20 protein-coding genes and 1 pseudogene are annotated in these 19,589 nt (G+C 63.1%); 11 read left to right on the top strand and 10 right to left on the bottom strand.

Annotation, left to right across the window (positions count from 1 at the left end; genetic code table 11):
* Nucleotides 1-11: 11 nt before the first annotated feature.
* Together AC3WVQ_RS11045 and AC3WVQ_RS11040 are read right to left on the bottom strand one after the other, a co-directional pair.
* A complete protein-coding gene (locus AC3WVQ_RS11045) occupies nucleotides 12-1,022 on the bottom strand; it encodes an NAD-dependent epimerase/dehydratase family protein (RefSeq protein ID WP_110818672.1) in 1,011 nt (336 codons plus the stop codon).
* Between the two features lie 24 nt (nucleotides 1,023-1,046).
* On the bottom strand, nucleotides 1,047-1,658 hold the full coding sequence (locus AC3WVQ_RS11040) for a class I SAM-dependent methyltransferase (RefSeq protein WP_090294282.1): 612 nt from the start codon (nucleotides 1,656-1,658) through the stop codon (nucleotides 1,047-1,049).
* Between the two features lie 116 nt (nucleotides 1,659-1,774).
* Between AC3WVQ_RS11040 and AC3WVQ_RS11035 the strand changes: the two genes are divergently transcribed.
* Entirely contained in the window at nucleotides 1,775-2,401 is a 627-nt protein-coding gene (locus AC3WVQ_RS11035) for a TetR/AcrR family transcriptional regulator (RefSeq protein WP_090294281.1), read from the top strand.
* Between the two features lie 398 nt (nucleotides 2,402-2,799).
* On the top strand, nucleotides 2,800-3,168 hold the full coding sequence (locus tag AC3WVQ_RS11030) for a hypothetical protein (RefSeq protein WP_090294279.1): 369 nt from the start codon (nucleotides 2,800-2,802) through the stop codon (nucleotides 3,166-3,168).
* 46 nt (nucleotides 3,169-3,214) lie between these two features.
* On the opposite strand, the gene AC3WVQ_RS11025 is transcribed toward AC3WVQ_RS11030, so the two are convergent.
* On the bottom strand, nucleotides 3,215-4,588 hold the full coding sequence (locus AC3WVQ_RS11025; protein ID WP_210207567.1) for an MATE family efflux transporter: 1,374 nt from the start codon (nucleotides 4,586-4,588) through the stop codon (nucleotides 3,215-3,217).
* 524 nt (nucleotides 4,589-5,112) lie between these two features.
* On the opposite strand from AC3WVQ_RS11025, the gene AC3WVQ_RS11020 reads away from it, so the two are divergent.
* The 3 genes from AC3WVQ_RS11020 to AC3WVQ_RS11010 all read left to right on the top strand — a co-directional run bounded on the left by AC3WVQ_RS11020 (nucleotide 5,113) and on the right by AC3WVQ_RS11010 (nucleotide 8,967).
* The gene (locus tag AC3WVQ_RS11020) at nucleotides 5,113-6,891 is read left to right on the top strand and encodes an acetolactate synthase 3 large subunit (protein WP_034792684.1); all 1,779 of its coding nucleotides are present in this window, start codon (nucleotides 5,113-5,115) and stop codon (nucleotides 6,889-6,891) included.
* Nucleotides 6,892-6,913: 22 nt separating this feature from the next.
* Nucleotides 6,914-7,486, top strand: coding sequence for an acetolactate synthase small subunit (gene ilvN, locus AC3WVQ_RS11015; protein WP_034792687.1), 573 nt, complete (start codon nucleotides 6,914-6,916; stop codon nucleotides 7,484-7,486).
* Nucleotides 7,487-7,935: 449 nt separating this feature from the next.
* The gene (locus AC3WVQ_RS11010; RefSeq protein ID WP_492382721.1) at nucleotides 7,936-8,967 is read left to right on the top strand and encodes an NADP-dependent oxidoreductase; all 1,032 of its coding nucleotides are present in this window, start codon (nucleotides 7,936-7,938) and stop codon (nucleotides 8,965-8,967) included.
* Nucleotides 8,968-9,126: 159 nt separating this feature from the next.
* Here the strand turns inward: AC3WVQ_RS11010 and AC3WVQ_RS11005 are convergent, their stop codons facing one another.
* The gene (locus tag AC3WVQ_RS11005) at nucleotides 9,127-10,023 is read right to left on the bottom strand and encodes a LysR family transcriptional regulator (RefSeq protein ID WP_090294276.1); all 897 of its coding nucleotides are present in this window, start codon (nucleotides 10,021-10,023) and stop codon (nucleotides 9,127-9,129) included.
* 94 nt (nucleotides 10,024-10,117) lie between these two features.
* On the opposite strand from AC3WVQ_RS11005, the gene AC3WVQ_RS11000 reads away from it, so the two are divergent.
* Entirely contained in the window at nucleotides 10,118-10,867 is a 750-nt protein-coding gene (locus AC3WVQ_RS11000) for a glucose 1-dehydrogenase (RefSeq protein ID WP_090294274.1), read from the top strand.
* Between the two features lie 133 nt (nucleotides 10,868-11,000).
* Here the strand turns inward: AC3WVQ_RS11000 and AC3WVQ_RS10995 are convergent, their stop codons facing one another.
* A complete protein-coding gene (locus tag AC3WVQ_RS10995; RefSeq protein ID WP_090294459.1) occupies nucleotides 11,001-11,846 on the bottom strand; it encodes an aldo/keto reductase in 846 nt (281 codons plus the stop codon).
* 171 nt (nucleotides 11,847-12,017) lie between these two features.
* Nucleotides 12,018-12,926, bottom strand: coding sequence for a LysR family transcriptional regulator (locus AC3WVQ_RS10990; protein ID WP_090294273.1), 909 nt, complete (start codon nucleotides 12,924-12,926; stop codon nucleotides 12,018-12,020).
* A gap of 122 nt (nucleotides 12,927-13,048) precedes the next feature.
* On the opposite strand from AC3WVQ_RS10990, the gene AC3WVQ_RS10985 reads away from it, so the two are divergent.
* A complete protein-coding gene (locus tag AC3WVQ_RS10985; RefSeq protein ID WP_210187430.1) occupies nucleotides 13,049-13,951 on the top strand; it encodes an MBL fold metallo-hydrolase in 903 nt (300 codons plus the stop codon).
* Between the two features lie 87 nt (nucleotides 13,952-14,038).
* Here the strand turns inward: AC3WVQ_RS10985 and AC3WVQ_RS10980 are convergent, their stop codons facing one another.
* The gene (locus AC3WVQ_RS10980) at nucleotides 14,039-14,278 is read right to left on the bottom strand and encodes a hypothetical protein (RefSeq protein ID WP_127889203.1); all 240 of its coding nucleotides are present in this window, start codon (nucleotides 14,276-14,278) and stop codon (nucleotides 14,039-14,041) included.
* Nucleotides 14,279-14,821: 543 nt separating this feature from the next.
* On the opposite strand from AC3WVQ_RS10980, the gene AC3WVQ_RS10975 reads away from it, so the two are divergent.
* The gene (locus AC3WVQ_RS10975) at nucleotides 14,822-15,415 is read left to right on the top strand and encodes a LysE family translocator (protein ID WP_090294271.1); all 594 of its coding nucleotides are present in this window, start codon (nucleotides 14,822-14,824) and stop codon (nucleotides 15,413-15,415) included.
* On the opposite strand, the gene AC3WVQ_RS10970 is transcribed toward AC3WVQ_RS10975, so the two are convergent.
* Entirely contained in the window at nucleotides 15,407-15,883 is a 477-nt protein-coding gene (locus AC3WVQ_RS10970; protein WP_090294456.1) for a DUF2269 family protein, read from the bottom strand. The two genes, AC3WVQ_RS10975 and AC3WVQ_RS10970, sit on opposite strands and share 9 nt — an antisense overlap.
* A 2-nt stretch (nucleotides 15,884-15,885) precedes the next feature.
* Nucleotides 15,886-16,032: pseudogene (locus tag AC3WVQ_RS10965) on the bottom strand (DoxX-like family protein); the annotation flags it as partial.
* Between the two features lie 236 nt (nucleotides 16,033-16,268).
* Here AC3WVQ_RS10965 and nthA point away from each other — a divergent pair.
* Genes nthA through AC3WVQ_RS10950 form a run of 3 tightly spaced genes read left to right on the top strand, consistent with a single transcriptional unit; the run spans nucleotide 16,269 to nucleotide 17,921 of the window.
* Nucleotides 16,269-16,907: a nitrile hydratase subunit alpha gene (gene nthA / locus AC3WVQ_RS10960; protein ID WP_090294269.1), complete on the top strand. Its 639-nt coding sequence runs from the start codon at nucleotides 16,269-16,271 to the stop codon at nucleotides 16,905-16,907.
* Nucleotides 16,904-17,563, top strand: a complete 660-nt coding sequence (nthB, locus tag AC3WVQ_RS10955) for a nitrile hydratase subunit beta (RefSeq protein WP_090294267.1) — start codon at nucleotides 16,904-16,906, stop codon at nucleotides 17,561-17,563. Before nthA ends, nthB begins: the two co-directional genes overlap by 4 nt.
* On the top strand, nucleotides 17,532-17,921 hold the full coding sequence (locus AC3WVQ_RS10950) for a nitrile hydratase accessory protein (protein WP_090294265.1): 390 nt from the start codon (nucleotides 17,532-17,534) through the stop codon (nucleotides 17,919-17,921). Before nthB ends, AC3WVQ_RS10950 begins: the two co-directional genes overlap by 32 nt.
* A gap of 54 nt (nucleotides 17,922-17,975) precedes the next feature.
* Here AC3WVQ_RS10950 and AC3WVQ_RS10945 read toward each other — a convergent pair whose 3' ends face one another.
* Entirely contained in the window at nucleotides 17,976-19,445 is a 1,470-nt protein-coding gene (locus AC3WVQ_RS10945; protein ID WP_060515989.1) for an MltF family protein, read from the bottom strand.
* Between the last annotated feature and the right edge of the window lie 144 nt (nucleotides 19,446-19,589).

Below are 19,589 nucleotides of genomic sequence, written 5' to 3'. Positions count from 1 at the left end.
GTCGGCTGAAATCAGCGCCCGCCGGCCGCAATCAGGCTGCGGGCGCAGTCGAGGATGGTGGCGTTCACCGGCCTCGGCGCAAAGCCAAGCAGGCGCCGGGCTTTGTCGGATGACAGCGCAAACTTGCGACCGAGCAGCGGGGCCAGCGGCTTCAAATCGGCGCTGAGCGGGGCCAGCAGCCGCACGAGCGCGGTCGGCAGCCGTCGCGTCGGCACCTTGCGGCCATCGACGCCGAGGCCCAGGCGCAGCGTGGCGGCGATCTCCTCCATCCATTGGAAGTCGCCGGCGGCGAGAAAGCGTTCGCCTGCGGCCTCAGGCGCGGTCATGGCGGTGACGTGCAGGTCGGCGAGATCGCGTACGTCCACCACCCAGAAACCGAGGCGCGGCAGGAACCGCGGCCGGCCGCCAACGAGGTCCCCGATGATCTTCACCGAGCCGAGATTTTCGCTCGAAAGCACGGGACCGAAGACGGCGCCGGGCAGCACCGTGGCGAACTCCGTTGCCTTGCCCTCCATGAACTTCCAGGCGGCACGTTCGGCGAGGATCTTGGAGACCCGGTAATTGTCGAATTGCGGGTCGTCGGGGTCGGCCCAGCGCGTCTCGTCGCTAGCAAGGCCTGAGTCCAGCGGCGGCCGGGTCGTGGCGGCCGCCGAAGTCATCACCACACGCCGGACGCCGGCATCGACGGCGGCGGAAAGCACCCGCAGCGTGCCTTCGCGAGCCGGCGTAACATAGGCGTCGCGACCGCCGCCGGGAATGCCGCCGAGCGGCGACGCGACGTGCAGGACATAGGTGCAGCCCTCCATCGCCTCGGCCCAGCCGTCATCTCCGGTCAGATCGGCCCTGGCGAAGGACAGTCGGTCTGTCGCGTCGCTGACGGCGGCGATCGAGCGCCTGACGGCGTCGGCCTTTGCGAGATCGCGCAAGGTGGCGCGAACGTGGTATCCGCCTTCGAGCAGAGAGACGATGCACCAGCGGGCGACGAAGCCGGTGCCGCCGGTGACAAGAACACATTCATTCATCGGTTTTCATCTTCTTTCGTTGCGTCAGTCGCAGGTCCTGTGCATGGCCGCGAAGGGCTTGCGCCGGCTGATCCGGTAGACGGAGGCGGGCGGGAAGTTTCTGATGGTGCCGCCGATGCGCCGGGCGCGAAGGCCGAGCCGGTCGAGCAGCGGCCGCGGGATGGGGCAACGCGGACCGTAGGTGAACTGGTAGAGGTGGCCACCCGGCCGCATGTGCAGGAAAATACCGGAAAGGATTGCCATAACCTTGCGGGTGGGCATGGAGAGCAACGGCAGGCCGCTGACCGCAGCGCCGATGCCTGCGGGAATTTCGGAATGACCATCGGCAAGCCGCGCCGCGTCGATCGAAAGAATGGTGGAGGCCGGGAAACGCGCCTTCAGGACGGCAGCAAAGTCAGGGCCGGATTCGACCAGCACAAGGTCTTCCTCGCGCACGCCCCGCTCGATCAACGCGCGCGTGAAGACACCGGTGCCGGGACCGAGTTCGAGCACCGGGCCATAGCGAGGGTCGATCTCGCGCGTGATCAACCGGGCAAGCGACCGGGAGGACGGCGTGACCGAGGCGACGCGCAGTGGATCTGCGAGCCAGGAGCGGAAGAAATGCAGGCTGTCGCCATAGGCGCAAATGCTGGTCACGTGAGGCTCCGTGGATGGAATGAAGGCTGTCTTGCAAGGCGCGTTGCAGCGGCAAGTCTACGTCTGTATACTTCCGATTCATGATCATGTCTACAGGTGTATACTAAGGAGGGGCCATGCCTGCCAAAAAGGGGGCTGCTGAAAAAGGGGGCGCAGAAAAGCGGCCTGCCGAAAAGGACGGGCGCCGCCGCGACGCGAACGCCACGCGCGCCGCAATTCTTGAGTCCGCACGCTCCGCCTTCATCGCCTCGGGATATGAAGGCGCCGGTGTGCGCGAGATCGCTGAAGGGGCCGGGGTTACGGCGATGCTGATCAACCGCTATTTCGGTTCAAAGGAGGGGCTCTTTGCCGAAGTGCTTTCGACCGCCAACCAACGGCCGATCATCGCCACGCCGGAGACGCTCAGCGCACCGGACCGGGCAGCGCGCATCGCAAGCGCGCTTTTGAAGGTGACGGAGCCGGAGGCAACCGCGCTCGACGGCTTCCTCATCATGCTCCGCTCAATCTCCAACGAGCGCGCGGTCGATATCGCGCGACAGGTGGTCGAAAGCCACCACCAGAAGAACGTCACGGAGGCGCTTTCAGGCGCGGATGCAGGTCAGCGCGCGGCGCTGCTGATGTCGCTTGTCGCCGGCGTGCAGATCATGCGCCAGGTGGTGGGGCTGGAAGCGCTGAACAAGGGGCATGACGCCGAGCTCGAGCGCCTGCTCGGTGATCTCGTCGCCAGGCTTGTCGATGAGTAGGGGGGTGCCTCCGTGCGCTCCGGCAGGGATCGCAGGCCTCTCACGGAGGCAGGCTTGGAGCGCGGGGGTCTATTTTGGGGCGTTCATATCGAACACGACCCAACGGAAGAACAGGTAGATCGCGCCGAAACTGAGGAGGAGAGGTGTGAGCACGGAAAGGTCAAGCATCTCATTGCCTTTGTTTTTAAGCTGCATCATGCAGCCAAGCTAATTTGCCACGTCAAGTGTTAATGGCCGGTGCATGCGGACGCGGCCGACCTCCAAAATTGCTCTGGTATCTGCCGCTTGACCTCAACCAAGCTTGAGCTCTTACAAACCTCTCCATCGGCGTTGGGCCGAACGCCATCTTCGGCCCGGATCCGGCCCGAGGAGCCAGCGATACGCGACATGGAGGATGCATGACCGAGCAACTGCTTTTCCGAAACCTGATGAGGATTACTCCCGGCCATCTCGAACCGTTCCGCGAGGCGGTGCGCAGCGCGATCGCCTTCGTCGAAGAGCATGCGCCGCAGTTGATGGTGCGGACGTTCATCGACGAGAAAGAGATGCAGGCGGTGAGCATCCAGCTCTACCGCAATTCTGAGGACGTGCTCCGGCACTGGCAAATGTCGGATGCACACATCAACGACGTCTCCGCCCACTGCACGGTGGAGCGGCTCGAGGTCTATGGCAATCCGAGCAAAGAGGTGGCCGCGGGGCTGGCGCCGTTCATCAACGATGGCCGCGGTTCCATCATGCCGTCGCTTGTCGGGTTCTCGCGGTTCTAGCGACACGGACTGCGACGCGCCGGAGAGCCGGCGCGTCGCGCGCAGATCAGCCTGACGGAGCCGTTGCGGGTCGTTGCCGCGAGGCCTGCCACAACACCAGCAGCGCGACCGCGAGAAGCAGCGCGTCTGCAGTCGGCATGGCGAACCAGATGCCGGGTTCGCCAAAGGTCGACGCGTAGAGTGCGACCAGCGGCATGGTGAAGAGATAGGGCCTGGCAAGCCCCAGGATCGCCGCCCGGCGCGCATCGCCGATCGCCTGGAAATAGCTGCCGAGCATGATCAGCGGTCCGGAGAAGACGTACATCGCGACCATCACCGGCATGATGCGCGCGACGTCGGCGATGACCGCATCGTTGTCGACGAAGGTCGCGCCAATCGGCCTGGCAAAGCCGAGGAGCAGCACCTCGACGGCGAGGCAGTAGAAGAACGCCACAAGCATGCCAAGCCGCAGCATCCTTTCTGCCCGGTCCGCGAGGCCGGCGCCGACATTGTTGCCGACGATCGCCTGCATCGCCTGGCTCAGGCCCAAGAGCGGCAGCAGCGCGAAGGTCATGATGCGGGTGATGATGCCGTAGGCGGCGACCGTGGTGGCGTAGTTTTCGGCCGCCGTCTTCTGCAGCGCCGCCATGATCGTCACCGACACCAGCGCCATGCCGATGAAGCCGAGGCTCTGGGGGCTGCCCAGCGCGATCATGCGGCTCCATCCCGTCAGCGGATTATGCCGGAGGAGGGCGGAGAGCCGCAGTTCCGTGCGTCCGAACAGGCGGAAGAGGGCGATGAGGCCGAGCGCGAGGAGTTGCGCCAGCACGGTGCCGGTCGCGGACCCCGCGACACCCATGTCCAGCAGCGCGATCAGCACATAATTGAGGGCAAGGTTTGCGAGCGAGACCAGCAGGCTGAGGCCGGCCATCAGCCCGGCGCGTCCCTCGCATCGGAGCGCATCCGATTGCACTGCCAGCAGGAACTGGACGGGCGCGCCAAAGATGATGATCGCGATATAGCGCTCGGCCATGCTGGCGAGCGGCCCCGGACCATTGGTGAGCGTCAGCACCAGGCGGTCGCCTAAGGCTGCGAACAGCGCGATCAGTGCAACAGCGATCGTCAGCGCCAGCATGTGGGCGCCGGCGAAGACGCCGCGGGCTTCAGCAAAGCGGCCGGCGCCGAGATGGCGGGCAAGCAGGCTCGCCATGCCGCTGACGACGAGGGTGGCCAGCGCCACGGTGAGAATGAAGATCGGAAACACCGTGGTCACGGCGCCGACGGCTTCGGCGCCGACATAGATGCCGAGCATGATGGCATCGGCCACCGTCAACAGCCCGTTCATGCCCATGACGAAGATGATCGGCAGCGCCGTTTTCAAGAAGATCGCGCCGAGCGGCGCGGTCAAGTAGGCATTCGGCTTGGAGGTGTCCTTGGACATCCCGCACTCCTGTTCTCGCATTTCGATTGGGAAGAGGAGGGGCTCGCATTGCCTGCCACACGAAATGCGATCGGGGCGAGAGGATATCGTCAGAAGTCAGATTTCACCGAGACTGGAAGCCTGCGAGCGGCGGGGATCTGAAGCCCGGAAAGGGAGGTAGCGCCAAGCCGCATCGCCGTCAAGCCGGGGGACGATGACCCTTGCGCGTCATGAGACAAGCGGTGCCTTGCCGTAGTCGCTATGGGCCTGTTCGCGCAGCTTTCTCGGACGGTTTGCGCAACAATGTTCCGAGAAAGCGCCGGATCGTGTAACGAAAAGCCGTTGACGCCTCAGGCATTTGTGTTTATCAACTCGGCCCATGAAAAATTTTGCGGTTATTCTTGTGGTGGGACGGCGCATGGGCAGGATGGTGTAACCATCCGGCGGTAGCCACCCATGCGCTGAACGAGGCTCCTGACGGGGCCTTTTTTTATGCCTTCAAACAAGCTAAGCACCCAACTGGGAAAAGGGACGGAAGCAAGTCAATGAGCGGTACAGAAAACCAGATGACAGGCGCGGAGATCGTTCTCCAGGCACTGAAGGACAATGGCGTCGAGCATATCTTCGGCTATCCCGGTGGCGCCGTGCTTCCGATCTACGACGAAATCCACCAGCAGGACGATATCCAGCACATCCTCGTTCGCCACGAGCAGGGCGCCGGCCACATGGCCGAAGGCTATGCCCGCTCCACCGGCAAGGTCGGCGTCATGCTGGTCACCTCCGGCCCAGGTGCTACCAATGCGGTGACGCCGCTGCAGGACGCGCTGATGGATTCGATCCCGCTCGTCTGCATCTCCGGCCAGGTTCCGACCTCGCTGATCGGCTCCGACGCATTCCAGGAATGCGACACGATCGGCATCACCCGGCCGTGCACCAAGCACAACTGGCTGGTTCGCGACGTCAACGATCTCGCCCGCATCATCCATGAGGCCTTCCGCGTCGCTCAGTCCGGCCGTCCGGGTCCTGTCGTTGTCGATATCCCGAAGGACGTCCAGTTTGCGACCGGCACCTACACGCCGCCGTCTGCCGTCCCGACCCAGAAGAGCTACCAGCCGAAGAAGCAGGGCGATCTGAAGAAGATCGAGGAAGCGGTCGAACTGATGCGCAATGCGCGCCAGCCGATCATCTATTCCGGCGGCGGCGTCATCAATTCCGGCCCCGAAGCCTCGCATCTGCTGCGCGAATTGGTCGAGCTCACCGGTTTCCCGATCACCTCGACGCTGATGGGGCTTGGCGCCTATCCGGCCTCCGGCAAGGCCTGGCTCGGCATGCTCGGCATGCACGGCACCTATGAGGCCAACATGGCGATGCATGACTGCGACGTCATGATCTGCATCGGCGCCCGCTTCGACGACCGCATCACCGGCCGCCTCAACGCGTTCTCGCCGAACTCCAAGAAGATCCACATCGACATCGACCCGTCGTCGATCAACAAGAACGTCCGCGTCGACGTGCCGATCCTCGGCGATGTCGGCACGGTTCTGGAAGACATGGTTCGCCTCTGGCGCGCCGCTTCCAAGTCGACCGACAAGGCACGTCTCTCGGACTGGTGGGAGATGATCACCAAGTGGCGCGCCCGCAATTCGCTCGCCTATGCGCCGAACGACGACGTCATCATGCCGCAATATGCGATTCAGCGGCTCTATGAGCTGAGCAAGGACCGCGACACCTACATCACCACGGAAGTCGGCCAGCATCAGATGTGGGCAGCCCAGTTCTTCGGCTTTGAACAGCCGAACCGCTGGATGACCTCGGGCGGCCTCGGCACCATGGGCTACGGCTTCCCGGCGGCGATCGGCGTGCAGGTCGCGCATCCGAACAGCCTCGTCGTCGACATCGCCGGTGACGCCTCGATCCAGATGTGCATCCAGGAAATGTCCTGCGCGGTCCAGTACGGCCTGCCGGTCAAGATCTTCATCCTCAACAACCAGTACATGGGCATGGTGCGCCAGTGGCAGCAGCTGCTTCACGGCAACCGCCTGTCGCATTCCTACACCGAAGCGATGCCTGACTTCGTCAAGCTGGCGGAAGCCTATGGCGGCGTCGGCATCCGTTGCGACAAGCCGAGCGAGCTCGATGCAGCGATCCGCAAGATGATCGACACGCCGGCGCCGGTTATCTTCGATTGCCGCGTCGCCAACCTCGCCAACTGCTTCCCGATGATCCCCTCGGGCAAGGCCCACAACGAGATGCTGTTGCCCGACGAAGCCACGGACGAAGCGGTCGCCAACGCGATCGACGCCAAGGGCCGTCAGCTGGTCTGAGATAGGTAGAGGAACCACTCACATGAACGCACACCTTCAACCGACCGGCTCCGCCTACTTCATCGCCAAGGAGACCGAAGTCGCCGAAACCCACACGCTTTCGGTTCTCGTCGACAACGAACCGGGCGTCCTTGCCCGCGTCATCGGCCTGTTCTCCGGCCGCGGCTACAACATCGAGAGCCTCACGGTTTCGGAAACGGAACACGAGGCGCACCTGTCGCGCATCACCATCGTGACGCGCGGCACGCCGCACGTGCTCGACCAGATCAAGAACCAGCTGGAACGGCTGGTTCCGGTCCACCGCGTCGTCGACCTGACCGTGCGCGCCGCCAGCCTGGGCCACGACCGGCCGATCGAGCGCGAACTGGCGCTCGTCAAGGTACACGGCTCGGGCGACCACCGCGTCGAGGCTCTGCGCCTTGCCGACGCCTTCCGCGCCTCGGTCATCGACGCCAACATCGATCACTTCGTCTTCGAAATCACCGGCAAGCCGTCGAAGATCGAGCAGTTCATCGCCATCATGAAGCCGCTCGGCCTCATCGAGGTCTGCCGCACCGGCATCGCAGCGATGAACCGCGGCCCGCAGGGCATGTGATTTTGCCGAGGTGAGGGGGCTCGCGTGCATTCTTGCGCGCGAGATTTTCCGAGCGGAATTGCTCCTCGTACTTTGTGCGGAGGCTGCCCCTCACCCCAGCCCTCTCCCCGCAGGCGGGAGAGGGGGCGCTCGCACCGAGCGAGCCGTTTCTTTTCTCCTTCATGATGACCGTCCATCAAAGGCACGCTTCTGCTGAAGATGCTAAGCGCTCGCGACTCAAGGGAACCGGGCGCCCGCTGCACGTTTCCTTCTCCCCGCTTGCGGGGAGAAGGTGGCCGGCAGGCAGGATGAGGGGCCGCCGCAGTTGCAGCCGAAACCTCCCGGCCGGCCGGATGATCGGTGCACGCGCTTGCGACCGAAGCCGCCAGACGTCACGCGCGTGGTTGACTTCGCACGGCATTTCTCGCCGAGTATTCCCTCAGAAGATTTCTCACGATCGCAGGTACCCGATGAATTCTACCAAGATGAAGGCCTTGGTCCTTACGAGATATCGTGGTTCCGATGCCGCGGAGTTGCGCGACGTGCGGCGCCCACGCGCAGCGCGCGGCGAGGTGCTTATCCGAGTGCATGCCGCCGGCCTCAATCCGGTCGACTACAAGACGCGCGACGGCATGCTGAAAGTCGTCCAGCGCTATCCCTTGCCTGTCGTCATGGGCAACGAACTCTCAGGCGTCGTCGAGGAACTGGGAGAAGGCGTCGCGTCGTTTGCGCCGGGCGACCGGGTCTTTGCGCGCATGCCCAAAGACACCATGGGGGGCCTTGCTGAGTATGCCGTCGTGCCCGAACAATTCCTGGCGAAGATGCCTGCATCGATCGACTTCAACACGGCAGCCGGCGTGCCGCTTGCCGGCCTTACCGCCTTGCAGGCGCTGCGCGACGAGCTTCATGTGGGGCGGGGCAGCCGGATCTTCATCCCCGGTGGCGCCGGCGGTGTCGGCACTTTCGCCATTCAGCTGGCGAAATGGCTGGGCGCGGAGGTCACGACGACCGCATCGCCCCGCGGCCGCGCGCTCGTCGAGGCGCTCGGCGCCGACGTGGTGATCGACTACACGAAGGAGCGCTTCGAGGAGCGCTTGCGCGACATGGACGGCGCCTTCGATCTGCTGGGCGGCGAGACGCTCCTAAAATCCTTCGGCGTCGTCAAGCGCGGCGGCAAGGTGGTTTCCATCGCCGGCATGCCCGAGCCCGAAACCGCGCGAAAGGATCTCGGCCGCGGTCTGTTCTTGAGGGCGCTGTTCTGGCTTGCGTCCTATAAGATACGCGCCGTCGCCCGGAAACACGGAGTCTCCTACCGCTACCTCTTCATGCATCCTGATGGTGCCGAGCTTGCCGAACTCGCAGGCCTCATCGACGCCGGGACGGTCAGGCCGGTGATCGACCGCGTGTTTGCACTGAACAATGTCGCCGAAGCCTTCGCCTATCTGGAATCCGGCCGCGCCAAGGGCAAGGTGGTGGTGGAGATTGCGGGCGTCACTGCGTGATCGACGCTTGCGGTGGCGGTTCTTTGCGATAAACCGCAGCGTGCAGAAGGCCGACGTTTCGTGAGGATGGTCCCTCACTCCCTTTCTCTCAGGGACGGGCAGGTTGCCAACGGCAAATGCGTATTTCCATTTCACCGCAAGTCCGCTGGCCTTAGGCCGTCACAGACCTGGTATGCTCTTGGTTTGGTCGGCGATGAAATCGCAAAATCGCCGAACGCGAAGCGGTATCATCGAGCCGAAGGCGTGCACCACGTTGAGAGGCTGCGGCGGCAGGTCCAGTTCAGTGGAGATATCGATCAGCCGGCCGTCGTTCAACTCGTCCTGAACCACACACTTCATGAGCAGTGCCGCCCCCAGACCGTGGAGTGCCGCTGCCCGCAGTGCCTGCCCGGTATCGCAATCCACGCGGCCCTGCGGTGAAAACTGCTTGCCGCCCGCAAAGACCATCGGGCTCGGATGACCACGCACGATGTACCGGGCGAAGGGAAGAGCCGACGCCTCGTCTGCTGAACGCGGCTTGCCGTGTTTCTCGAGGTAAGCCGGAGACGCGACGATCACCATGTTGACATTCGCTAGCTTTCGTACGCGCAGTTCGCCTTGGCCACTGCCGCCCACGCGGAAGGCCACGTCGTAATCCTCCCGGATCAAATCAACTTGCCGGTCTGCGAGCCCCACCTCCAGCTTGATGGCGGGAAAGGCCGATGCGAAATCTCGAAATATCGGGGTCAAGAAGTAGCGGGCAAGGTCGCTTGGCATGCTGAACCGAATTCTGCCGGCGAGCGTGTCCTCACGGCTGGCGACCTCGTCCGACGTATCAAGCTGGCGCAGGAGAGGAGCAACCTTGTCGAACAAGGATTGCCCTTCGAAGGTTAGAACCAATGCTCGCGTTGACCTCAGAAACAGGCGGGCCCTGACCAAGGTCTCCAACCTTCCGACGCTCCTCGAGACGGCAGACGGCGATGTCCTCAGGATCTTGGCCGCAGCGCTGAACGAACCGCTCTCCACGGTCCTGACGAACGCGATCAAGCCAGGCGTCTCGTTCAGCAGATTGGGCATCTACACCTCGCAGGCACATGTCATGTGCTCATGAACCCGCTAATGCGCCGTCCAAGGCATCTCTATCTCCATGACACCTAACATGGAGACGAAAATGAAGACACTTCAAGGAAAGGTCGCCGTCATTACTGGCGGCAACAGCGGCATCGGAAAGGCGACCGCCAAGCTCTTTGCCGAAGAAGGCGCCCAGGTCATCATCACGGCTCGACGCCAGGACCTTCTAGATCAAGCCGTTCAGGAAATCGGCTTCGGCGCGATCGGCATCCAGGGTGACGTGGCTGATCTCGCCCATCATCGGGCGGTCGCGGGCACAGTTGCGGAACGATTTGGCGCGGTCGATATCTACCTTGCCAACGCGGGCGTGATCGACCTCAAACCGACCGACGCAATCTCCGAAGAAGCCTATGACCGGCATTTTTCCATCAACACCAAGGGCGTCTTCTTCGGCGTTCAAGCCATCGCTCCCATCATGAACGAGGGCGGGAGCATCATCATCACCAGTTCGCTGGCGGCGACCAAGGTTCTCCCGAACCATAGCGTCTATGCCGGTTCCAAAGCTGCCGCAGCGGCGTTCGCGCGCAACTGGGCGATCGAGTTCAAGTCGCGCCGCATTCGCGTGAATGTTCTCAGCCCGGGGCCGACGGACACGGAGATCCTTGGAAAGCTCGGAATTTCCGAGGCTGAACGCGGACCCTTTATCGAGCACATGGCCGAGACGATCCCGGCTGGACGGCTGGGCACGTCCGGGGAGCTTGCCAGTGCGGCACTCTTCCTCGCTTCGGATGCCGGTCGCTTCGTCAACGGCATCGAACTCCACGTCGACGGCGGAATGTTGCTTGTCTGACGGATAGCGGATGTCGCCGAACAGCAGCGAGGGCGTTTGATTGAACCGTCATCGATGTTGCACCGACTGCGCGTCCGGCGCGCAGTCGGGCCGAGCGGCTGAGGGCGCGGTCAACGTTATCGCGAGGCTTCTCTCAAATCATCTCCAGCGACCGCTTGCGCTTCGGCGGCGGGAAGGCGTGGTCGAGGGCGGCGAGGTCTTCGGCGGTCAGGTGGATGTCCATTGCGTCGCGGTTTTCGCGGAGGCGGTCGGCCGAACCGGTCTTGGGGATCGAGATGACGCCGGGGCGGGTCTTGAGGAAGGCAAGGGCGATCTGGGAGGGCGTCGCCTGATGCGCCTTGGCGATGTGAATGAGATCGGGGTGGCGCAAGAGCCGACCCTCGTCGAGCGGAGAATAGGCCATGATGGCGATGCCTTGGCTCTGGCACCAGGGCAAAAGGTCGTATTCGATGCCGCGGCGTGACAGGTTGTAGAGCACCTGGTTGACGGCGACGTTTTTGCCATCCGGCACGTCCAGCAGCTCCTCCATGTCGTCGACATCGAAGTTCGAGACGCCCCAGGCGCCGATCTTGCCTGATTTCTTCAACGCCTCGAAGGCGGCAACCGTTTCCGCCAGCGGGTAGCCGCCGCGCCAGTGCAGGAGGTAGAGATCGATATGGTCGACGCCGAGATGCTTCAGGCTGCGCGCGCAGGCGGCCTCGGTGCCAATGCGGCTGGCGTTGGACGGCAGCACCTTGCTGACGATGAAGGCCTCGTCGCGGCGCCCGCGCACCGCTTCGCCGACCACGCGCTCCGAGGCGCCGTTGCCATACATTTCGGCCGTGTCGATCAGCGTCAGGCCGAGATCGAGGCCGAGCTGCAGGCTCTTCACCTCATCGGTCTTGCGTGCTGCGCTGTCGCCCATGCGCCAGGTGCCTTGGCCGAGAACCGGGATCGAGCGGCCGTCGGGAAGTGTCGTCGTCGGGATCGGATCGTGCATGCTTTTCTCCTCGCGGCCGAAATTGCCCACAGCGGCCGCAGCTTTCAAGATGCGCCTCTCACGCTGTAGCACTTTGACGTGCGCCCTGTTGCTATCCGTAAAAGCGGAAACGCTTTCAGGAAATCGGCGGGTAGCGGGCAATCTAGCGCATCCCGCCGGTCTTTCGAGCCTTCATCCGGCAAGCCGCCCGCGCTCCTTTTCCATGCGCTGCAGGATCTCGACGAAGGCGCGCACGCGCGCCGGGCGGAAATGGGAGGGGGGATAGACGACATGGATACCACCCGAGGGCAGCGACCAGTCGGAAAGCAACCGCACCAGCCGGCCTTCGGCGATGTCGGTTCGCACCTGATAGTCCGGCAGCACGGCAAGCCCGATGCCGGCGACAGCGCAACAATGGGCGGAATCGGTGCTGTCGGCGGTCACCAGCGCCTTGCCGTGGATTGCCGCCCCGTTGCTGGAAGCATGCGTGAAGGTCCATTCCAGCGGCGCCTTCAGCGCGCCGTTGGCGATCCAGTCTGCCTCCATCAATTGATTGGGGTGCGTGATGTCCCCGAGCTTTGCGGCATAGGCGGGCGCTGCGACGAGGTGCTGCTGAAACGTGCCGATGCGTTTTGCCCGTTCGCTGGAATCCACCAGCCAGCCGGCGCGAATGGCGAGATCGAGGCGGTTCTCGATCATGTCGAGAACCGTGTCGTTGAAGTTCAGCTCCACCCGCATGGCGGGATAGGCCGCGAGATAGGCGGCGACGGCGTTGGTTACGACCTTGGCGCCATAGTCGAGCGGTGCCGTCAGGGTCAGCGTGCCGCTCGGGATCTCGGTTTCAGCCGAGACCGCGCCGACGGCTTCGTCCGCGTCGCGCAGGATCAGCGCGCAGCGCTCGTAGAAGCGCTGGCCGGTGGCGGTCGGGCTTAGCCGCCGGGTGGTGCGCACGAGCAGGGTGGTGCCCAGCTCCTTTTCGAGCTGGGCGACCTGATGGCTGACGGCGGCTTTGGCAAGCCCGAGCCGCTCGGCAGCCGCGGTGAAAGAGCCGCACTCGACCACGGCAACAAAATGCGAGAGGCGATTTAAATTTACAGTCATTCGAAATTCTTCGCGATTGTCTGAAGTTGTCAGACAGTCTGTTCGGACTGCCGGGCTTTTTCAAGAGCGCCCATGCCTTCATCCTGCCGGGCACGACAAAAGCCCAAGGAGACCCCATGCAGATCCAGACCCGGCGGACCGCACTCAAGACGTTAGCGGCGGCCGGCGCCGCCATCCTTATTCAGTCGATCGGTGGCCGTCTTGCCAATGCGGCCGCAGTGCTCGAATGGCGCTATTTCCAGGCGGATGATGCCGGCTTCAACCGTACACCGGTGCTGCTGACCGGAAAGAGCGAGGCGATCCTGATCGATGGCGGCTTCACGTTTTCCGACGGCCGGGCGGTGGCCGAGGCAATCAAGGCAACGGGCAAGCGGCTGACGACCATCTATGTCAGCTGCAACGATCCGGATTTCTATTTCAGCCTCAAGCCGATCGTCGAGGCCTTTCCGGATGCGAAGGTCATCGCCGCTTCGGCAACCGTCGAGGCGATCAAGGTCAATGTTGAAGGAAAGCTTGAAACCTGGGGGCCGCAGTTGAAGGACAATGGCCCGCAGACGCTCGCCGATGTGGTGATGCCAACGCCCGACGACCGCACCGCGTTGACGCTCGAAGGCAGCACGATCGAGATCGTCACGATCGAGGGGATGAAGGACCGGCGCTATCTCTTTGTGCCGGAACTGCAGGCGATTTTCGGTGGCGTGCTCGTCTATTCCGGCTCGCATGTCTGGGTGGCCGACGAGGCGACGGCGGAAGGGCGGCAGAAATGGATCGAGGCGCTCGATGCCATGGCGACGCGCAAGCCCGCGATCGTCGTGCCGGCGCACAAGAGCGCGGGCGGACCGGAGGGCGTCGAGGCCATCCGCTTCGCCCGCGATTATCTCGCAGCCTTCAACGAAGCGGCGGCCGCCGCCAAGGACAGCGGCGAGCTGATCGCAGCGATGACAAAGCGCTATCCGGATCTGCCCGGCGTCTCGACGCTCGAGCTCGGCGCCAAGGTCGCCAAGGGCGAGATGAAGTGGGGCTGAGGCCGCGTTCTTGCACAGGCCTGGCGGCGACCGGTCACATGAATGTACGGATGCTGAAAACGGTGCGCACCAAGACCAAGGACACTGTTACTTTAGGAGTTCAAAGGCGCGAACAAATCCCGGAAACGCATTGGTAGCGACGCCCGTCGCGTAGATTTCGGCTGTGCCGTCGCTGCTGCATGTGATGGCGATTGTGCCGTCGATTTGGAGAAATAGAGCGACGGCGCCACCGTCCCACGGCACCAGTTTCCAGTCCCTTCCACCTGTGACGAGGCGCATGACCTCCTGCTGCACCTTCTGACATTCGGTGAAGGATGGCGTTGTCATAGACTGCCTCTCCTCTGATCGCGCCATGGCTGGGGCCGTGAACACGAAAGTGGCGAGAGCGGCAATAATCGTCCTCCTCATTGTGGCCTCCTACCCACGTGTATGACAGCGAGAGTACACACACGGCTGAGGCTGGACAACGACGGGCTTGGGCGCGTTGTCATCGCATTGCCCCCCCATCAACCGAGGCCTCTCGGCAGGCCGCTCAATCGACCCGACTGGTCGCTTCCTTGCTCCGACCATCTACCGTTGAGCCGGAGCCCGAGAGGCGTGTAGGGACCCTGATGGCCTCAAGTAAGATTCCGCCAGGCCCATCCCACCGGGGCCCGGCACGACATAACGGGGTCTGAGGGACGCAGGGCCCAGGCGGATACCCTAGCGCTGCCCTAGGTCCAAAGTCGTACGAACGTTAAAGCCAAATTGCTGTATTATAACGGTTTTTTGGCAATTTATCGCCGAGGGGAAACTTGTCACCATGACAAGTTCGCGGCTGATGCCGGCTAATAGGTCAATTATGCTGACCCAATTGACCGGGAGGAAACCATGCAGGCCGATACGCTGCTGGCGCTGTTTTTGTTCGCATTCACCACTTCGATCACGCCGGGGCCGAACAACATGATGCTGTTCGCGTCGGGCGTGAATTTCGGTTTCGTGCGCACCATCCCGCATATGCTGGGCATCGGCGTCGGCTTCTTCCTGCTGCTCATCGCCGTCGGTTTCGGCCTCGGTGCGCTGCTCCATTCCGTGCCGGTCGTTTACACGGCGCTGAAGTTCGCAGGCGGTGCCTATCTCATCTGGATCGCCTGGAAGATCGGCACCTCGCGTTCGCTGTCCGAAGGCAAGGCCAGCACACAGCCGATGACCTTCATCGGGGCTGCCGCCTTCCAATGGGTCAATCCCAAGGCGTGGGTCATGGCGGTGTCAGCGATGGCGACCTATACCAGCAGCGAAAGCTACCTCTTCAGCGTGCTCGTCGTCGGCGTCGTCTTTGCGCTCGTCAACGTGCCGAGCGTTTCCACCTGGGCGGGCTTCGGTTCGGCGCTGCGCCAATGGCTCTCGGAACCCTCGCGGCTGAAATGGTTCAACATCACCATGGCGGTGCTTCTCGTCATCAGCCTCTGGCCGATGCTAAAATAGTGCGAATTGTGGTTTCATCAGCATCAGCCAGAAGATACCGGTGACGGCAAGGAAGGCCGGGAAGCCGCAGGCAAACCAGATGGCATAGAGCCGGTCGAACTCCGGCGGTAGAGGCGCACCGTTGGCCGTTGCAAGCCGGGCGAGATCGCGCAGCCGCAACTGGATCCAAACGACCGGCCGCCAGAAGAGGCCGGTGACGACATAGAGGATCAGCGACAGCGCGATCCATCCTTCCGTCAGCGACCAGCCGATGCTCGTCGCCAGCAGGTAACCGGTGATCGGCTGGAGCAGCACCGCTGTCGCGGTGAAGACCGTGTCGGCGACGACCACCGTTGCGGCGACGTGCGCGATCAGCCGGGCATCGCGCGTGCGCCTGGCCATCAGCATGAAGAAGGCGATACCAGCGCCGGTGCCGAAGAGCACCGCGGCACCGATCACATGGGCAAGGCGCAGCAGATCTTCGAGCATCATCAGCGTTCATCCAGTATGGTCAGCGTCGCCAGCGTGAGAAGCAGCGACGGCAGCACCTTGACGAGCGGCCCGAGCGGATCGGCCCAAAGTTGGGGTTCGACGAGGGTAGCGGAGGCGAGATAGGCGACCGACAGTGCGAGCATGCCTAGATGGCGGACGTGATACATTCGGAGCTGCGTGGCAAATGATCGCCGGCAGCGGTAGCCGGCTTACTCGGTGGCCTGGTACGAACCGCATCGGGCCAGACTTGTTATGGTGACAATTGCGGGTACCCGCGGGCGTTGAAATCGATTTCGAATCCGGGGTTTATGCGCTACGACTTTATGAGGAGGCAGCGCCATCTTTGTGCCTGTGATGGCACGGCGTTGCGAGGAGCCAGGCAATGTCCGAACACCATCACGATCACCACGATCACGACCACCACCACGACAACCATTTCACCGACATGGAAGCGCGGGTGAAGGCGCTGGAGACGGTGCTGACGGAGAAGGGGCTGATCGATCCGGCGGCGATCGATGCCATCGTCGAGACCTACGAGACGAAGATCGGGCCGCGCAACGGCGCGCGCGTGGTGGCAAAGGCCTGGGTGGATCCCGAGTTCGCCGAATGGCTGAAGCGGGATGCGACCGAGGCGATCGCCAGCCTCAGTTACACCGGCCGGCAGGGCGAGCATATGCGCGCCGTATTCAACATCACTGACACCCATAACCTCGTCGTCTGCACGCTCTGTTCCTGTTACCCGTGGTCGGTGCTCGGTCTGCCGCCGGTCTGGTACAAGGCGCCGCCCTATCGTTCGCGCGCCGTCATCGATCCGCGCGGTGTGCTCCAGGAATTCGGCCTGACGCTTCCCGAGACGACGCGCATTCGCGTTTGGGATTCGACGGCGGAACTGCGTTATCTCGTGATCCCCGAGCGCCCGGCAGGGACGGAAGGGTTCAGCGAGGACGAGCTTGCTGCCCTCGTCACCCGCGACGCGATGATCGGCACGGGCCTGGCACTTTCCGCGGAGGTGCTTCGATGAACGGTCCACACGATCTCGGCGGCGCCCACGGCCTCGGCCCGGTGGCGCCTGAAAAGGACGAGCCCTACTTCCATGCGGCGTGGGAAAAGCGGGCGCTCGGCGTCACGCTTTCCTGCGGCGCCTTTGGCGCCTGGACGATCGACGAAAGCCGGCATGCGCGCGAAAACTTGGCCCCGGCGACCTATCTTTCGGCGAGCTATTACGAGATCTGGACGCGGGCGCTCGAAACCCTGTTGAAGCGCCACGGCTTCGTAACCCAGGCCGAACTCGACGGCGGCCACAGGCTGGAACAGGGTGCGGCGCCGAAACGGGTGCTGAAGGCCGACATGGTGGCGGGCGTGCTCGCCAAAGGCGGCCCCTGCGATCGTCCGGTCGAGGGGTGCCCACGCTTTGCCGCCGGCGACCGTGTGCGCACGAAAAACTTCAATCCGGAGACCCATACGCGCCTGCCACGCTATGCCCGTGCCAAGCTCGGCCGGGTCGAGGCGGTGCAGGGCTCTTTCGTCTTTCCTGACGACAACGCCCATGGCCGCGGCGAAAATCCACAATGGGTCTACACGGTCGTTTTCGATGGGCCGGAGATCTGGGGCGAGGGCGCCGACCCGACGCTGACCGTCTCGATCGATGCCTGGGAGAGCTATCTTGAGCACGTGTAAGGTGACATCGCCGCTGATTGCCTCGGCCGAACTGCCGAAGTCACCGGAGGGCGATCCGGTCTTTGCCGAGCCCTGGCAGGCGAACGCCTTCGCCATGACCGTGCGCCTGCACGAAAAGGGTGTGTTCTCCTGGCCCGAATGGGCAGAAGCGCTTTCGGCCGAACTTTACAAACCCGGCCGCAAGGCCGATGCCAGCGACTACTACGACTGCTGGGTGGCCGCACTCTCGCGCCTCGTCACGGAGCTTTCGCTCGCCTCCGGTCGAGAACTGGAAGACCTGACGCTGAGCTGGCAGCGCGCGGCGGAGGCAACGCCGCATGGGCAACCGATCGTGATCGAGAACGATCCGCTGCGGTGAGGCGGCCTGCCGGTTCCATCATATGGCAACTCGGTGCGCTGCAAAGGCATCGCATCATTGCGGTGACTGTGCGGCGCTCTCGGCCCTGCGGGCTTCCAGATCGGTGAAGAGTGAGTAGGCGACATAATATTTGTAGATGTTGCCGACATACTGCACGGTCTCGCGGCCGATCACCTTCGCCGCCCCGTTCTCGACATTGCCGAACCAGATGTTCGGATCGAGCCCCATTTCATTGGTGATACGGCGGATCTTGCGCAGGTTTCCGGGGCCGGCATTGTAGGCGGCGAAAGCAAGCAATGTCCGGTTGACGGGATCGAGGCCCGGCTCATTGAGATAGGTGGTGATCAGATAGCGCATGTATTTGGCGCCGGCTTCGATGTTGCGGTTCGGATCCTTTTCTACGCCGTTAATGCCGACCGACTTGTCGGCGGCCGTTGTCGGCAGCAATTGCATGATGCCAACGGCGCCGCGCGGGCTGCGCTTGCTCTGGTCGAGTTGCGATTCCTGATAGCCCTGCGCGGCAAGCAGCAGCATGTTGAAGTCGTAGGTGGTGGCGTGTGTCTCGAAGAAGCCACGCAGGGTGCGATACTTTTCAAGCTCGGAGCGCTCGTAGGCGGCACGCACCATCTTCTCGCTCTGGTAATAGCGCTTCTTCAGAACGTTGCCGAAGGCGGTACCGACCTTGTGGGTCTTGATGAAGGCATTCAAGGTGGCCGCGAGCTTCGGGCTGTCCCTGCGGATGGCCCAAGCGATCTCGCCTTCCGCAGCAATGGCGATATCCTCATGCAGAACGACGCGATCGAACACGGTTGCCCATATGCGCGCCTTGTGATCATCGACGACGCACCAGGGAAGAAGGCCAGCATTGACCATCTCCATCAGGTCCTCGTCTTCCAGGTTTTCGTCGATCGGCCGGATATCGATCCCGGTATTGCCGGATGCCTTCAGGCGGGCGTTCAGCGCGCCGAGGTGTTCGAAGTAGCTGCTGCTCTGCCGCGCAAACACCGTCTTTCCGCCGAGGTCGTCAAGCGTTGCGATCGACTGGGCCGACGGACCCGTCACTAGTATTTCGTTGACGCCCGTTGCCAGCGGATCGGTAAAGTCGACGACCTCCTTGCGCGAGGACGTGATCGTCAGGTTGGCGGCAACGATGTCGCCGCGTCCCTCGACAAGGGCCGGAAGCAACAGATCCCGGCTGGTTGGCACATAGACGACCTTGATCCTGTCGATCTCCTTTTTCTGGTCCTTGTTGAGTTCCTCTGCGAGCGCATTGCCGGTCTCCACCGCTGTGCCCAATTGCTCGCCGCGGTCGATGAAGTAGATCGTCTTGCTGAAGGGGACGAGAATGCGGATCAGGCGGCGTTGCTGCATGCCGTCGAAATCGCCAGTCCAGGCGCGGTAGCCGGGTGTCTGCTCCTGGGCCCGAGAGTTGCCGGGCGAAAGGCCTGCAAGACCTAGGGCGGAAAGGATAAAAAAGGCGCGCGCCAATTCGACCCGCGCGACGACAGCGAGAAGCGTGAACATTGCCCAGACCCCCAAAGTTGCTCTCTAGTCGGCCACAGCCAAAGTTGCCACGCTCTGGCCCAGACTGGATGAATTGAGATTACGCTCCCTGCAACCGTAAACAAGCAGTTTGGAATATGTGGCATTCGGTGGCTGCAGTCGTGC

It is taken from the genome of Ensifer sp. EB106-05-01-XG146, assembly GCF_058791875.1.
Note: the sequence above shows the minus strand (reverse complement) of the source record. Positions and strands in the feature narration are given on the sequence as shown.

Bases quoted from the DNA above. Each gene is read 5' to 3' on its own strand.
- AC3WVQ_RS10950 (WP_090294265.1), top strand. From the start codon at position 17,532: ATGCCTGGGAGAGCTATCTTGAGCACGTGTAAGGTGACATCGCCGCTG.
- ilvN (WP_034792687.1), top strand. From the start codon at position 6,914: ATGAACGCACACCTTCAACCGACCGGCTCCGCCTACTTCATCGCCAAG.
- AC3WVQ_RS11035 (WP_090294281.1), top strand. From the start codon at position 1,775: ATGCCTGCCAAAAAGGGGGCTGCTGAAAAAGGGGGCGCAGAAAAGCGG.
- AC3WVQ_RS11005 (WP_090294276.1), bottom strand. From the start codon at position 10,023: ATGCCCAATCTGCTGAACGAGACGCCTGGCTTGATCGCGTTCGTCAGG.
- AC3WVQ_RS11030 (WP_090294279.1), top strand. From the start codon at position 2,800: ATGACCGAGCAACTGCTTTTCCGAAACCTGATGAGGATTACTCCCGGC.
- AC3WVQ_RS11020 (WP_034792684.1), top strand. From the start codon at position 5,113: ATGAGCGGTACAGAAAACCAGATGACAGGCGCGGAGATCGTTCTCCAG.
- AC3WVQ_RS11010 (WP_492382721.1), top strand. From the start codon at position 7,936: ATGAATTCTACCAAGATGAAGGCCTTGGTCCTTACGAGATATCGTGGT.
- nthB (WP_090294267.1), top strand. From the start codon at position 16,904: ATGAACGGTCCACACGATCTCGGCGGCGCCCACGGCCTCGGCCCGGTG.
- AC3WVQ_RS10970 (WP_090294456.1), bottom strand. From the start codon at position 15,883: ATGCTCGAAGATCTGCTGCGCCTTGCCCATGTGATCGGTGCCGCGGTG.
- AC3WVQ_RS10990 (WP_090294273.1), bottom strand. From the start codon at position 12,926: ATGACTGTAAATTTAAATCGCCTCTCGCATTTTGTTGCCGTGGTCGAG.
- AC3WVQ_RS10945 (WP_060515989.1), bottom strand. From the start codon at position 19,445: ATGTTCACGCTTCTCGCTGTCGTCGCGCGGGTCGAATTGGCGCGCGCC.
- AC3WVQ_RS10975 (WP_090294271.1), top strand. From the start codon at position 14,822: ATGCAGGCCGATACGCTGCTGGCGCTGTTTTTGTTCGCATTCACCACT.
- AC3WVQ_RS10995 (WP_090294459.1), bottom strand. From the start codon at position 11,846: ATGCACGATCCGATCCCGACGACGACACTTCCCGACGGCCGCTCGATC.
- AC3WVQ_RS11000 (WP_090294274.1), top strand. From the start codon at position 10,118: ATGAAGACACTTCAAGGAAAGGTCGCCGTCATTACTGGCGGCAACAGC.
- AC3WVQ_RS11025 (WP_210207567.1), bottom strand. From the start codon at position 4,588: ATGTCCAAGGACACCTCCAAGCCGAATGCCTACTTGACCGCGCCGCTC.
- nthA (WP_090294269.1), top strand. From the start codon at position 16,269: ATGTCCGAACACCATCACGATCACCACGATCACGACCACCACCACGAC.
- AC3WVQ_RS11045 (WP_110818672.1), bottom strand. From the start codon at position 1,022: ATGAATGAATGTGTTCTTGTCACCGGCGGCACCGGCTTCGTCGCCCGC.
- AC3WVQ_RS10980 (WP_127889203.1), bottom strand. From the start codon at position 14,278: ATGACAACGCCATCCTTCACCGAATGTCAGAAGGTGCAGCAGGAGGTC.